General features: G+C 56.0%; 13 protein-coding genes. 7 read left to right on the top strand and 6 right to left on the bottom strand.

Translation table 11 applies throughout. The features are described 5' to 3' along the window. Nucleotide 1: 1 nt before the first annotated feature. The gene (locus H573_RS0107375; RefSeq protein WP_027873711.1) at nucleotides 2-1,201 is read right to left on the bottom strand and encodes an acetyl-CoA C-acetyltransferase; all 1,200 of its coding nucleotides are present in this window, start codon (nucleotides 1,199-1,201) and stop codon (nucleotides 2-4) included. A 151-nt stretch (nucleotides 1,202-1,352) separates the two neighbouring features. Beyond that, on the bottom strand, nucleotides 1,353-2,408 hold the full coding sequence (locus H573_RS0107370; RefSeq protein WP_027873710.1) for an AraC family transcriptional regulator: 1,056 nt from the start codon (nucleotides 2,406-2,408) through the stop codon (nucleotides 1,353-1,355). A gap of 194 nt (nucleotides 2,409-2,602) precedes the next feature. On the opposite strand from H573_RS0107370, the gene H573_RS0107365 reads away from it, so the two are divergent. After that, nucleotides 2,603-3,079, top strand: coding sequence for a hypothetical protein (locus H573_RS0107365; RefSeq protein ID WP_154653857.1), 477 nt, complete (start codon nucleotides 2,603-2,605; stop codon nucleotides 3,077-3,079). Between the two features lie 48 nt (nucleotides 3,080-3,127). Here the strand turns inward: H573_RS0107365 and H573_RS0107360 are convergent, their stop codons facing one another. Both H573_RS0107360 and H573_RS0107355 read right to left on the bottom strand, forming a co-directional pair. Next, nucleotides 3,128-4,525, bottom strand: coding sequence for a sensor histidine kinase (locus H573_RS0107360; protein ID WP_027873708.1), 1,398 nt, complete (start codon nucleotides 4,523-4,525; stop codon nucleotides 3,128-3,130). After that, nucleotides 4,512-5,189: a response regulator transcription factor gene (locus H573_RS0107355; RefSeq protein ID WP_027873707.1), complete on the bottom strand. Its 678-nt coding sequence runs from the start codon at nucleotides 5,187-5,189 to the stop codon at nucleotides 4,512-4,514. Before H573_RS0107355 ends, H573_RS0107360 begins: the two co-directional genes overlap by 14 nt. Before the next feature lie 200 nt (nucleotides 5,190-5,389). Here H573_RS0107355 and H573_RS0107350 point away from each other — a divergent pair, with 200 nt between their 5' ends. Next, complete coding sequence (locus H573_RS0107350) at nucleotides 5,390-5,863, top strand: hypothetical protein (RefSeq protein WP_027873706.1); 474 nt, start codon at nucleotides 5,390-5,392, stop codon at nucleotides 5,861-5,863. Nucleotides 5,864-5,934: 71 nt separating this feature from the next. Further along, nucleotides 5,935-6,414 carry an RDD family protein gene (locus H573_RS0107345; protein ID WP_036256106.1) on the top strand — a complete coding sequence of 160 codons (480 nt, stop codon included), beginning with the start codon at nucleotides 5,935-5,937 and terminating at the stop codon, nucleotides 6,412-6,414. A 9-nt stretch (nucleotides 6,415-6,423) separates the two neighbouring features. Here the strand turns inward: H573_RS0107345 and lptG are convergent, their stop codons facing one another. Then, nucleotides 6,424-7,485, bottom strand: coding sequence for an LPS export ABC transporter permease LptG (gene lptG / locus H573_RS0107340; RefSeq protein WP_027873704.1), 1,062 nt, complete (start codon nucleotides 7,483-7,485; stop codon nucleotides 6,424-6,426). Nucleotides 7,486-7,490: 5 nt separating this feature from the next. Then, entirely contained in the window at nucleotides 7,491-8,609 is a 1,119-nt protein-coding gene (gene lptF, locus H573_RS0107335; protein ID WP_027873703.1) for an LPS export ABC transporter permease LptF, read from the bottom strand. Between the two features lie 176 nt (nucleotides 8,610-8,785). Here lptF and H573_RS0107330 point away from each other — a divergent pair, with 176 nt between their 5' ends. The 4 genes from H573_RS0107330 (at nucleotide 8,786) to H573_RS0107315 (ending at nucleotide 14,079) form a co-directional block, all read left to right on the top strand. Beyond that, nucleotides 8,786-10,264: a leucyl aminopeptidase gene (locus H573_RS0107330; RefSeq protein ID WP_027873702.1), complete on the top strand. Its 1,479-nt coding sequence runs from the start codon at nucleotides 8,786-8,788 to the stop codon at nucleotides 10,262-10,264. Then, entirely contained in the window at nucleotides 10,265-10,696 is a 432-nt protein-coding gene (locus tag H573_RS0107325; protein WP_027873701.1) for a DNA polymerase III subunit chi, read from the top strand. Nucleotides 10,697-10,707: 11 nt separating this feature from the next. Continuing rightward, nucleotides 10,708-11,043, top strand: coding sequence for a hypothetical protein (locus H573_RS18940; protein ID WP_051171089.1), 336 nt, complete (start codon nucleotides 10,708-10,710; stop codon nucleotides 11,041-11,043). A 174-nt stretch (nucleotides 11,044-11,217) separates the two neighbouring features. Beyond that, entirely contained in the window at nucleotides 11,218-14,079 is a 2,862-nt protein-coding gene (locus H573_RS0107315) for a valine--tRNA ligase (RefSeq protein ID WP_027873700.1), read from the top strand. The last annotated feature ends 66 nt before the right edge of the window (nucleotides 14,080-14,145 follow it).

Genomic DNA, 14,145 nt, shown 5'->3' with positions numbered 1-14,145 from the left:
ATTACACGCGCTCGATGATGGTCGCGATGCCGATACCACCGCCGGCACACAGCGTAACCAGGCCGCGCTTCAGGTCACGGCGCTCGAGTTCATCCAACAGGGTGCCGAGAATCATTGCACCCGTCGCACCAATGGGGTGACCCATGGCGATGGCGCCGCCGTTGACGTTAATTTTCTCATCGGGAATACCGAGACGGTTTTGGTAACGCAGCACTACCGACGCGAAGGCCTCATTGAGTTCAAACAGGTCGATATCATCAACGCTCAGACCGGCTTTTTTCAGTGCTTTCTGCGTAGCGGGAACGGGACCGTCCAGCATGATGGTGGGCTCACTGCCAACCAGCGCACAGCTAACGATACGTGCGCGCGGTGTTAGGCCCTGCTCTTTACCAGCGGCTTCGCTGCCGATCAGCACCAGGCCGGCACCGTCGACAATACCCGAGGAGTTACCCGCGGTGTGCACACATTCGATATTTTCCAGCTCGGGGTATTTCAGTTTGGCGACGCCGCCGTGACCGAAATCGTTGAACATTTGGAAGGCCGGCTTCAGTTTGGCCAGGCCCTCGGCGGTGGTTTCAGCGCGAATCAACTCATCTTGCTCTAACACCACAACGCCGTTCATGTCGCGGACGGGAACGATGGACTTGAAGTAGCCATTGTCACGCGCCTGCGCTGCGCGGTGCTGTGAGCGCGCTGCGTACGCATCCACCTCTTCACGGCTGATGCCATCCATGGTGGCGATCATGTCGGCGCCCAAACCCTGGGAGATAAAGTAGGACTTCATCGCCACCCACGGGTCGCCGGTTGCGCCGCCGCTGGCACCAATACCGAGGCGCGACATGGACTCGACACCACCAGCTGCGACCAGCTCTTCGAAACCGGAAGCGACTTTAGCCGCCGCCATATTCACGGCATCCAGACCACCTGCACAGAAGCGGTGAAGCTGGGCACCGGTAGTAATGTCGTCCCAGCTCGAATAGACCAGTGCCGCCTTGGCAATGTTCTGTCCCTGCTCCTTGACTGGCTCGCCACAGGCGAGGATCAAATCTTCGACCTTGCTGGTATCCAATTCGAGGCGCTCTTTCATCTCCTCAAGAAGATTCGTCACCAGGTCAATAGGTTTTACTTCATAGAGCGAACCGCCCTGTTTGCCCTTGCCGCGCGGGGTGCGAATCGCATCGTAAATAAAAGCGTCTGCCATGCTGTGTCCTGCCAAAGTAGATTGGGGTTACGTCAAATAGGCAAAGCATGGCGTCTGAGCTGGGATGCGGGCAATAACATATCCGGTCAATGGACTGACATCTATGATATTTCGTTTTATTTAACAGCCACTTAGCTGAAGAAGACAGGTGTTAGCCTTCGCTATCGCGCTCTCGCTGACGAAACTCGCCCGGCGTGATACCCGTCCACTTTTTGAAACAGCGGTGAAACGCCGAGGGGTCGGTAAATCCCATCAGCGCGGCGACGCCATTGATGGAGAGCTCCGAGCCACTCAAGTAGGCCATAGCCGCATCACGCCGACACTCGTCTTTAAGCTGCTGGAAAGTCGTTCCCTCTTTTTTAAGGCGCCGCCGCAGTGTGGGCGCCGACATATTGAGGGCCTCGGTGATCCGTTCAAAGCTGGGGAAACCTTGCGAGAAGTCCTGGCCGATCATGGCGCGCACCCTGGCGACCAAGCTGCTATCGTCACGACCACTGCTCAGCACCATGAGCGGATAAGGTGCAGTGCGCAAAAACTCTTTTAAGCTGCGCTCGTTCTGCACTAGGGGAAAATTGAGATAGCGCGTGTCGAATACAAATTCATCGCGCAGTTGACCGTAGTACACAGGACATTCGAACAGCTGCTGATAGCGCACCACCCGCGCCCGCTCCCGGGGTGCCTGACCGGCGAAGCGCACTTCTTTTAGCTCGATATTTGTGCCCACCAACCAGCAAAAGAAACGGTGCCACAAACTCAGCCCATAGAGGTCGGAGGCCTCCACAAAGTCGCCGGCAAAGCCCTTCTTTACACTGCCATAACCCACGATTGCACTGTCTCGGCGCGTATCTAACTGAATCTGGGTATCGGCTTCGTAGAAGGTGCGAAAGAACTCGCAGGCACGCTTGATAGCCTTGCCCAGGTTGTCGCAACCCAGCAGGCAATAACACATCATGCGAAACGCACCCGGCGTCACCTTGTGACCGAGCATCAAGCCAAAGGCTTCGTCCTGTATCAGGCTCATTACCTGTTGATACAGGCGCGTGTACTGCATCGCGGTGATATGAGGCTGATAGCCGTCGCTGCGGCTGTCTATTGGATTGAAGGGGATCTGCGCATATTGCAGAATTTTGCCCGCATCGTAACCACGCTCAACCGCGAGGTTGAGCAGAGAGCGAGCAAAACGACTGGGAACAGCTTCAAGATCCATAAACTTCGCTAATCGTGTCGGACAAATGCACAGCTTGTTGTCTCCTGCAACCGCCGCACCGCAGAGCAAGACCCAACCAAGTCACAAAATTACCGCCAGAATGTTAACACCCCTCTACACTGTCTGCTAAGTTGTGAAGATAAGGTAATAAAAGCAGATTCACTTGCACAAATGGATAACAGAGTGTCTTAACAGTGATGGAAGAGCAACGTTTTGATCTTTTCTTAACAGGCCATCTGGCTGTCGGCAGCAACCGTGATCGCGCTGTTCAACAGCTGGCCGCGCTGTTTAAGCGCCCGCCCGACCAAATAGACAAACTATTGCGCGGGCGCAGCAGCCGTATTCGCAAGGCACTCAATGCGGCGGAGGTACAGCGCTTGCAGGCCGGTTTCGACAAAATCGGCATTCTCACTGAAGCGCGCCCCTGCCCTGAGGGTACTCCTCAACAACGCGCCATCGCTGAGAATATTGGCGACAGCCAGGACACCTTGTCACTGTGCCCAACGGGCAGCCCGGTGCTGCGCGAAAACGAGCGCCGACAAGTGAATGCCGTCAGTATAGACACGAGTGGCCTCTCTTTAGCGCAAGTGGGCAGTCACCTTCAAGAGCCACGAAAAACCGCGGTAAAGACGCCCAATACCGACCACCTACACATCGTCGACCACGACTAAGACGCTACGTCACTCGCGGTAGTTCAAGACCTAAAAAGGGCGCGCCGCCTACCCTTTTTTACTCGCACTGCTCTGGCGAGGCAGGCGCATCACCACTTTGAGGCCCGGCCGATTATCTTCCAGGCTAATAGTGCCGTCATGCAATTTCACCACCGCATGCACCAAACTCAAGCCCAAACCATTACCCGGGTGGCAGCCGCGGCTGCTTTCCACGCGGAAGAAACGCTGAAAGACTTTTTCACGATCAGCATCCGGCACACCGATGCCCGTATCCGCGACATACACGCGGTAGCAATCGGGCTCAACCGATAAGCCAACCTGCACCTCACCACCTTCCGGTGTGTACTTGATGGCGTTATCCACCAGGTTCGCCACCGCTTGAAAGAGCAGATTTCGGTCCCCGGTTACTTTGCCCACCCTCGCCAGCGCGGTGTTGAACTGCTGGTCTTTCTCCATGGCCAGCGGCTCATAAAGCTCGATAACGTCAGAAACAAGGGTACACAGGTCGACATCGGCAAAACCGGAACGACGGTTACCCGACTCTACTTGAGCAATGCGCAGCAGCGCACTGAAGGTGCCGAGCAAGCCGTCCGCTTCCTCTATTAATGCCTCCACCTGCTCGCGATTGGCGGGGTCGCTGCAGTCGTCGTGTAAATCGCTGAGCTTGTTTCTAAGGCGCGTTAGGGGCGTCCTCAAATCGTGGGCAATATTATCGGAAACTTGCCGGACCCCAGTCATCAACACCTCAATGCGGTCGAGCATCTGGTTGACGTTTTCCGACAGGCGCCGGAAGTCTCCGGTACTGCCGCTAACATCGATGCGCTCGGAGAAATCGCCGCTCATGATGCGGTGCAAGGTGGTATTGATGTGCTCGATCCGCCGCAAACTCAGCCCTGCGGTGATCGCACCGCCGATCGTCCCAAGGATAATGGTCGCGACCATGGAACGCGTTAATGCCCCAGCGACCAGCTTTGTACTGTTAAGCACATCGGCATAGTGACGTGCCACTAACAGACGCTCGCCACTTGGCAGCTGAGTGGACAGCGCAACGAACTCGTTGCCGACCGGGTCGGCCATATTGGTTAAGGACTCAAAGTCGAAACCGATCCAGCCATTGCGGTATTCCTTGGCGTCGGGCCACTCATTGAGGTTGCCGGCGATTTTGCGCTGCTCGGCGTCGCCAACAAAGTAAAAAAACCGAATCAGTCGCGTCGGCCCGCTGTGCACCTCGACGAATTCGTCAACGGCTTCGCTACCGCCCTCCTCATAGGCCTGGCTGAGCGCCTCCAATTCAAGCTTGACCGAGCGATGTACGTCACTGAAAAAATCGTAGGCGATAAAGGCGTAAATCAATGCCAATACCATGAATACCGCCACACTCAACCACGCGACGTAGCTGACCAAAAACCGGAAAGTAAAGCTGGTAAATATCTTACTCAGAATCATCCAACATATACCCGGCGCCGCGAACAGTATTGAGCAATTGACGATCAAAGCCCTTGTCTATTTTCTGCCGCAACCGGCTGATATGCACGTCGATAACATTGGTTTGGGGATCAAAGTGATAGTCCCACACATTCTCCAACAACATGGTGCGCGTCACGACCTGACCGGCGTGGCGCATCAGGTATTCCAATAGCTTGTACTCGCGAGGCTGCAGGTTGAAGGTTTCGCCGCCACGGGTCACTTTGTGCGCCAGTAGGTCCATTTCCAGATCGGCAACCTTGAGGCGTGTCACCGCAGAACTGGACTCATGGCGGCGCAGTATCACCTCAATGCGCGCCAACAGTTCGGCGAAGGCGAAGGGTTTAACCAGATAATCGTCGCCGCCCGCTTTAAGCCCCTTCACTCGGTCATCTACCTCGCCCAAGGCACTCAGGATGAGCGCCGGTGTGGCGTCGTTGGCCGCTCGCAGAGTTTGAATAATGGTTAGGCCATCCACATTGGGCAGCATGCGATCGACAATCAGGGCGTCGTATTCCTCTGTGGTTGCCTTGACCAAACCGGACTTGCCATCGGCCACGTGCTCAACCTGATAACCGCTCTCACGCAGCCCTTTTACAATATATTCAGCGACACTCAGGTCATCTTCGATCAATAGTATGCGCATCGCGTACGGCTTCCCTTGTTCATTATTGTGACTCACTACACAGTTTTTCTTGGCATTCGCTATTGCATCAGCGGTTGCCCACTAAGGGCCTATGGCTAAACCCCTACGGTACATCTACGGATTATTTCCCGGCGCCCTGCTGGATATTCTAAGTCCATGCTCAACAACGATAATTTCAGCATAGCCGAGGATACACGCACATGATCACGATCACTCAGACCGCAATCATTCCCGCTTCCCTGCAGCGCGTGATCCTGGCCCTTGTCGCCACTCTGCTTTGCACTCTGGCTCACGCCGGTAAAAGCAGCAGCTACGATGGCGAGCTCACTTTACCCGCCGACCATCGCCCTGGCTATCAGCCAACCCTGCGTTTTTGCATCGAAAAAGATGAATTAACAGGGAGCTTTATTGCCCACAGCGCCACTGAAGCCCGCTTCAATCGCATCTGGATGAACCAGCACCGCGCCAAAACGGGCAATGCGGCGAAAAAAGAGCTTATCAAACTCGGCGCCAAAGCACTTTACCGCGCTATTCATAAACGTGCATCCATGAACTTTCTTCCCGATGAAAATGGCCGGGTTCGCGTAGCCAAACCCAGCAAGAACTTCGCCATCGACTACAATCTCCACCTCCGCAGCAGCTCACTGGCCTTCGGTGTGGCCGTAAATTTCTAGACCCAAGGGCAATAAACATCGGCCGCCATAGCTCTGCTACAATGGCGGCCGTTTTTATTTGGGTAGAAAAAATGACTCAACATACTTATCCCGTGGCCGGCGTTTGGCCTCGCCTCGCCGCCGCTGTTTATGACGGCTTCCTGATGTTTGCCGTGCTATTTGTCGCCTCGCTACTACCGGCGCTTTTCCTTAATGCCGAGCAGCTGGGCAACTCACCGGCAACCGATAGCGTGGTGCACGAACTCAACGCCCCATTGCAAGGTTGGGCCTACAGCGCGTATCTGTTAGTACTTATTGTCGCCTTTTACGGCTGGTTTTGGAGAAAAAGCGGCCAAACCCTGGGCATGCAAGCGTGGCGCCTAAAGCTAGAGTCAACTTCTGGCGAGCAGGTCACCTGGCAGCAAGTAATGATCCGGCTACCCGTGGCAGCGCTGGCTTTTTTCCTTTTTGGTGCCGGATACTGGTGGGCGTGGCTAGATAAGCAGGGAAGAAGTTGGCAGGACATTGCCTCGTCGAGCCGCGTGGTACAACTCCCCAAACATAAAAAATAGGGGCGCTCATTAAGTGCGCTTCATCATCAGCAAGCCACCGACCGCAAAGCAGATGATGATCGGACACACACTGGCATAGATGGGGTCGAAGCCATACACCAAGCTCGATGGCCCCAGAATATCCTGCAGAGTGCGAAACACGATACCGACCATCACCCCCACGAAGATACGAAACCCCATTGTCACATCGCGCAGCGGGCCAAAGATAAACGAGATCGCCACGAACACCATGCCCAGTATGGTTACCGGCTGCAGCAGCTTATTCCAAAACGCCAGCTCATAGTCACCCGCATTCAGCCCCTGCTTATTCAGGTAACTGGCATAACGCCACAGCCCAGTAATCGAGAGATCCTCAGGGTCCAGCACAAGAACATTGAGCAGCTCCGGTGACAAATCAGACTCCCAGTCTCGCTGGGAAAAAAACTGCTGCTCGGCACGCTGCTCACTGAAATCAACTTGCCGGACATCCTCAAGCATCCAGCTGCCACCCAGGTAATTGGCCCGTTCAGCGTAGGTGCTTTGCACCAGCCTTTGCTGGTCATCAAAGCGATAGATGCTCACCCCGTACAACACGCCGTTGGGCTGAACCGCATTGAAATGCATAAATGCGTCACTTTCGCGGTGCCACATTCCGTGCCGCGAGTGACTGCTGGTCGACTTTTGCAGCGCAATCGCGCGCTGACTTTCCGCAATTTGCTGGGCTGCTGGCGCGACATATTCGGCGACAAACAAGCCGATCAAGGTGATAAATAGCGTCGGCCGCACCACCGCCATCACCAACTTGGCGGTTGACACGCCTGCCGCTCGCATTACCACCAGCTCGCTGCTGCTCGCCAAGCTACCCAGCCCCGCCAAACAGCCCACCAGCGCCGCAAAAGGCAGGTACTTATAGAGGCTGCCCGGCGCCACCAAGCCGACATACTGGAGCACGGATACAAAGGTATAGTCGCCCCGTATCTCTTTCAGTTCGTCGATCAGGCTGGAGAGTAAGTCGATACCGACGATGACCAGCAGAACCAGCAAGATAGCCGCGGCAACTGTGCGCCCGATGTAGCGATTTAATTTATGCATGACACTCAACCACGGCTTCGCCTCCAGGTCAGCCACCAGTGCCGCAACACACTATCCCAGTAGAGTAGGATAAGGCCCAGTGTGAGAAAGATGAGGTGAATTACCCACATTCCCGGCAGCACAGGCCAGTTGCCCTTGGCGATGGCATCGCGCACGGCATTGAGCGCCACCAGGTAAAACATGTAGAGCATAAACGCCGGAAACATTTTGCCGTAGCGCCCGCGACGATGATCCGTTTTACTCAGCGATACCGCAATCAATGCCGCGATGGGCACCAACACGCTCAGTGAGATGCGCCACTGAACGGCGGCGATATCCTCTAAGGCGTCACTGCGCCATAACTCTCGCGTTGATTTTCCATCGATCTCTTGGCGATAGGTTTTTACTTCCGGGTCGCGCATAAGCTGGCTAAGGCGCTCAAAGCGGGTAAATTGATAATCGGACTGCCCGGGCTCGCCAACGTAACGCACCCCTTTGTCCAGCACCAAATGGCGCTCGCCAGTGGCCGCGTCCACTTCAAATCGACCGCTCTCGGCGGTAACCAGCGACACCAAAGGGCGCTCGCCCCCGCCGCTTTGCTGAGGCTCAGCCTGAGCCATAAACACAGAACGCATGGTCTGTGAGTCGCGGTCGGTTTTTTCTATATAGGTGACCCTGCCGCTACCCTTATCAATTCGAAAGCGCCCCTCAACGGCCGCTTTCACACCAATTTCTGCGCGACTCTCCGCCAGCTTGGCCGCATAGGCCTGTATACCTGCGGGGCTCACCACCATGCTGATATAGGCCACGATGGCAGCAATAATAAAGGCGGGAATTTGGGTATAGAGCAGCAATCGACGACGGCTCATGCCACAGGCACTCATTACCGTCATTTCGCTATCGACATAGAGGCGGCCGTAGGTCAGCAAAATACTGATGAACAACCCGAGCGGCAGCACCACCTCCAAAAAACCGGGAAGGCGGTACAGCATGATAAGAAACAGCACATCGGGCGAGAAGTCCCCCGACGCCACCTGTGCAAGGTACTTTACAAACCGCCCGCTCATAATGATTGCCAGCAGCGTTAAAGTAACCGCAAATACAGATTTAAAAATTTCACTCGCAAGGTAACGAAAAAGAATCACAGCTACCAAGCCCCTCTGCTGGCAAATGGTTTCACGCGCAGATAATACCCTTTACACTAGCGTCATAACACGCTGCCCGTCCCGGTTTTGGACGCAGCAAGCACCGATATAAAAATCTGGCCCGCATTATCGCTTATCGCGGCGCCCTCTGCGAATGTTTGTCTGAGAGAGAATCAATGCAAATCAGCCTAAAGCCCTGCAAAGACCCAAAAACCATCGCCACAGACTGCCTTGTCGTCTTCAGCAATGGCCAGTTAAGCGGCGCCCTCACCGCCATTAACGAGGCGAGCAATGGCACAATCGATACGCTGCTGAAACGCGGCGATTTTAAAGGCAAGGTCGCAGAAACACTTTATATCCCCTATTTACCCGGTATTCGCGCCAAACGGCTACTGCTGGTCGGCACTGGTGACAGCGAGGCCGTCAGCGACGCCGACGCCGACAAACTCCTGCAAAGCGGCATAGCCGTATTGAACAAACAGCAGAGCAAAGACTGCTGTCTTCTGTTTGGCGACCTGCGCGTCGATGGGCGCAAAGCCAGTTGGCTACTGCAACGCAGCGCCCAGCTGCTGGAAGTGTCCCGCTACCAGTACAGCGAGACCTTGAGCAAGGCAAAACCGGGCAGCGCATTGCGGCGCGCCGTGCTGCAAGGCAGCAACAGCGACAGCAACCGTAAGCTCGTCGAATATGGTCAACAAACGGCGGAAGGCATTAACGTCACTCGTCGCCTTGGTGATTTGCCCGGCAATATATGCACGCCGGATTTTCTCGCTAAAGAATCACGCAAACTCGCTCGACAGTTCGAGAAAGTAAAAGTTAGCGTACTCGATGAGAAGAAAATGCAACAGCTCGGTATGGGCGCCCTGCTCTCGGTTAGCGCCGGCAGCGACCAGCCAGCGCGCTTGATTGCCATTGAATATCAAGGTGCGGCAAAGAGTCAGCGCCCGCACGTACTGGTGGGTAAAGGGGTCACTTTTGACACGGGCGGCATCAGCCTTAAGCCCGGCGCCAAGATGGATGAAATGAAATACGATATGTGCGGCGCTGCCAGTGTGGTGGGCACACTTCGCGCCGTTGCCGGAGCAGAGTTAAAGGTCAACGTGGTCGGCATTATCGCGGCGGCTGAAAACATGCCCAGCGGCAGGGCAACCAAGCCCGGTGATATCGTCACCAGCATGTCGGGGCAAACCATCGAAATACTCAATACCGACGCCGAGGGCCGGTTGGTGCTCTGCGACGCCCTCACCTACGCAGGCAAGTATAAACCCGCGTCAGTAATCGATATCGCGACGCTGACAGGCGCCTGCGTTGTTGCCTTAGGCAAACACGCTATCGGCCTATACAGTAATCAAGACGACTTCGCTGCAGAGCTGCAAAACTGTGGTAACGACGCACGCGACCGCGCCTGGCCTATGCCCTTGTGGGATGACTACCAGCCGCAACTGGACAGTAACTTTGCCGATATGGCAAATATTGGCGGCCCGGAAGCCGGCAGCGTTACCGCCGCCTGCTTCCTGTCACGCTTTTGTAAAGACTACCGCTGGGCACATTTGGATATCGCGGGCGCCGCTTGGCTGTCTGGTGCCAACAAAGGCGCTACCGGGCGTCCCGTCGGACTACTCTTCAACTACCTGCAAAGCAAGGCAAAGGACTAGGTGACTCGCGTCGATTTTTACATTATCAGCAGTACCTCAGCTGATGCGGCAATGGATTTCAGCTGCCGACTGGCAGAGAAGGCATGGCGCAGTGGCCATCAAATATTGATGCACTGCGCTGATGCCCAGCAAGCCGCCGAACTCGACGACCGTCTTTGGCACTTTAAGCCGGAGAGTTTTCTCCCCCATGAGCTGGGCGCAGAGGGTGGCGCTGACATAGCGATCTGCCACGCCGGTGACCACACAGCCATGGGCGATCACTGCGACCTGCTGATCAATCTCGCCCATGATGTTCCGGAGCCATTCAGCCGCTTTAAACGGCTGGCAGAAATTGTCGACCAACGCGAGCCGTCGCTGGCGGCATCGCGGCAGCGCTACAGCTTTTACAAGCGTCGCGGCTACCCGCTGCACAATCACAACGTCGGCCAATAAGGGGGACCGCAATGAGCCACTCAAACGAAGAGCAACTCCCCCTGTTAGACGAACTGCAATCATTAAAAACCGTTCTCAGTGACACCGGCGACGACATCCCGGTGCTGAACGACATTATCCACACTCCCGATACCGAGCCCGCCGAGGCGTCAGACAACGCCGAACAAACAGCCAGTAACACGAGTGACTGGCTGGCCGGGGGTGACGACGACCACAGCCGGGAGATTTTTTTGCAAGAACTGATCGACGATATGCTACCCGACATAGAAGCGGAACTTCGCAGGCGCCTGCGGAAGCTCGACGGCGACGTACTCGAACGCTGGTATCAACAAAGCCGTCAGCGCTGAGGCCTCATCCTCGGCAGCGCGCCGGAACACGCGCGGTCGCCTCCGGCGTAAAACCTCTCTAAACAATCCATTCGCGCTTTGGCCCAGAGGGCCAAAACTCAGTATACTTATCGCCTTTTTGCGTTAGAGCCGTCCCACGCTCTACCCCCAACAGTTATCGCCAAACGGAAACCCATGGATAAAACATTTCAGCCTGCGGACATTGAAAGCAAGTGGTACCAGACCTGGGAGGAAAAAGGTTATTTCTCCCCCGCCGGAGATGGCCCTGCCTACAGCATCATGATCCCGCCTCCCAATGTCACTGGCAGCCTTCACATGGGGCACGCGTTTCAGGACTCGATCATGGATGCGCTCACTCGCTATCAGCGCATGAAAGGCGCCAAAGCGCTCTGGCAAGTAGGGACCGATCACGCAGGTATTGCCACCCAGATGGTTGTCGAGCGCAAACTCGCTGCGGAAAGTGGCCAGACCCGCCACGACCTGGGCCGCGACGCCTTCCTGGACAAGGTGTGGGAATGGAAAGAGGAGTCTGGCGGCACAATTACCCGCCAGCTGCGTCGCCTCGGCGCCTCAGTCGACTGGCAAAACGAACGCTTTACCATGGATGATGGCTTCTACAAGGCCGTTCAAGAAGTCTTCGTTCGCCTTTACGACGACAACTTGATCTATCGCGGTAAGCGCCTGGTCAACTGGGACCCCAAGCTCCACACCGCCATTTCCGACTTGGAAGTTGAAAACAAAGACGAAAATGGCCATCTCTGGCACTTCCGCTACCCATTGGCCGACGGCGAAACCACCGCCGATGGCAGCCGCTACCTTGTCGTTGCCACCACCCGCCCGGAAACCATGCTTGGCGACACCGCCGTCGCAGTAAACCCCGCAGACGAGCGCTACCAGTCACTGGTCGGCAAATTTATCGAGCTGCCTCTGGTCGGCCGCCGTATACCCATCGTTGCCGACGACTATGTCGACCGCGAGTTCGGCACTGGCTGTGTAAAAATCACCCCCGCGCACGACTTCAACGACTACGCACTTGGCCAGCGCCACAAGCTGCCAATGATCAATATTATGGATCAGGACGCTGCCATCCTCGGCCGCGCAGATGTCTACAACAGCGACAGTAGCGCTAACGATGAATTAGATGCCGGCCTGCCTGAGGCCTACGCAGGGCTGGATCGATACGCCGCGCGAAAGGCCATTGTCGCAGACCTGGACGCCGCAGGCCTGCTTGAAAAAGTCGATGATCACGCCCTGAAAGTCCCTCGAGGCGACCGCTCAGGCCTGGTGATCGAGCCCCTGCTCACCGACCAGTGGTTTGTGGCGACAGCAAAATTAGCTGAGCCCGCCATTGCCGCGGTAGAAGACGGCCGCATCCAATTTGTGCCCAAGCAGTATGAAAATATGTACTTCAGCTGGATGCGGGACATCCAAGACTGGTGCATTTCCCGCCAGCTGTGGTGGGGCCATCGCGTGCCCGCGTGGTATGACAGCGAGGGCAATATCTATGTGGCCCGCAATGAAGAAGAAGCGCGCAGCAAGTATGGCTTGCCCCCCGAACTGGCTCTGCAACAGGATGAAGACGTACTCGACACCTGGTTTAGCTCCGCGCTGTGGACCTTTGGCACCCTCGGTTGGCCGGAAGCGACCGAGCGCCTGAAAACCTTCCACCCCACCGATGTGTTGGTAACCGGCTTCGACATTATCTTCTTCTGGGTCGCTCGCATGATCATGATGACCATGCACTTTATGAAAGATGAAGACGGCAGCCCCCAAGTCCCTTTCAAAACGGTTTACGTCACTGGCTTGATCCGCGACGAGCAAGGGCAAAAAATGTCCAAGTCCAAGGGCAACGTCCTCGATCCTTTGGACATGATCGACGGCATTGACCTCGACAGCCTGCTGCAAAAACGCACCGGCAATATGATGCAGCCTCAACTTGCCGAGAAAATTGGCAAAGCAACGCGTAAAGCCTTTCCCGAGGGTATTGGCGCCCACGGCACCGATGCACTGCGTTTTACACTCTACTCGCTGGCCTCGACCGGCCGCGACATCAACTGGGACATGAAGCGCTTAGAGGGCTACCGGAATTTCTGTAACAAGATCTGGAACGCTGCACGCTATGTATTGATGAATACCGAGGGCGAAGATTGCGGCACGGGCAATGAGCCCGTGGAACTCAGCCTCGCCGACCGCTGGATCTGCGCGCGCTTAGAACAAGCCCAGCGGCGCGTGGCCGATGCGATGGCCGCCTACCGTTTGGATCACGCCTCCCAAGAGGTCTATGAATTTATCTGGAACGAGTACTGCGATTGGTACCTGGAACTCTCCAAGCCCGTCCTTTGGGACGACAATGCCAGCGCCGAAGCAAAACGCGGCACGCGGCGTACGCTCATTCAAGTTCTTGAAGCAACCCTGCGCCTTGCCCACCCCTTTATGCCCTTCATCACCGAGGAAATTTGGCAGCGCGTGGCCCCGATTGCCGGCGTTAATGCGGGCGATAGCAGCATTATGCTGCAGCCCTATCCCTGTGCAAATGATCAAGGCATTGACGAGCAAGCCCTTAGCGATGCCGAGTGGCTAAAAGCCGTTATCACCGCAATACGCAATATTCGCGGCGAGATGAACGTGCCCCCCTCGAAAGCGCTCAATGTGCTGCTGCGCAACACCAGCGACGAAGATACCCGACGCCTGGAAGCCAATCGGCAGTTCCTGCTGAAACTGGCAAAACTGGACGACATTCGCCCCCTGAACGACGGCGAGCAAGCGCCGATGGCCGCTACACAGCTGGTAGGCGATATGGAGGTTCTCGTCCCGATGGCTGGCCTCATTGATAAGGCCGCGGAGCTGGCTCGCCTCGACAAGGAAATTGCCAAACTGGACAAGGACATCCAGCGCTTGAGCGGAAAGCTGGGGAACCCCGGTTTTATCGACAAAGCACCGGCGGCAGTTGTCGAGAAAGAAAAAGAAAAGCTGCAAGGCCAGCAGCATGCCCGCCTGCGACTCGTTGAGCAGCGCGGCGAAATAGAGGCGCTGTAACGTCTCATTGCCATGCTTTGATCCAAATGAATGGGCCAAAGCATGGACAACGGCGCTAGAGTCGTT

Source organism: Neomelitea salexigens DSM 19753, from assembly GCF_000422345.1.
GTDB lineage: Bacteria > Pseudomonadota > Gammaproteobacteria > Pseudomonadales > Spongiibacteraceae > Spongiibacter > Spongiibacter marinus_A.
The sequence above is the reverse complement of the archived record's forward strand: the minus strand, read 5'-3'. Positions and strand labels throughout refer to the sequence as shown.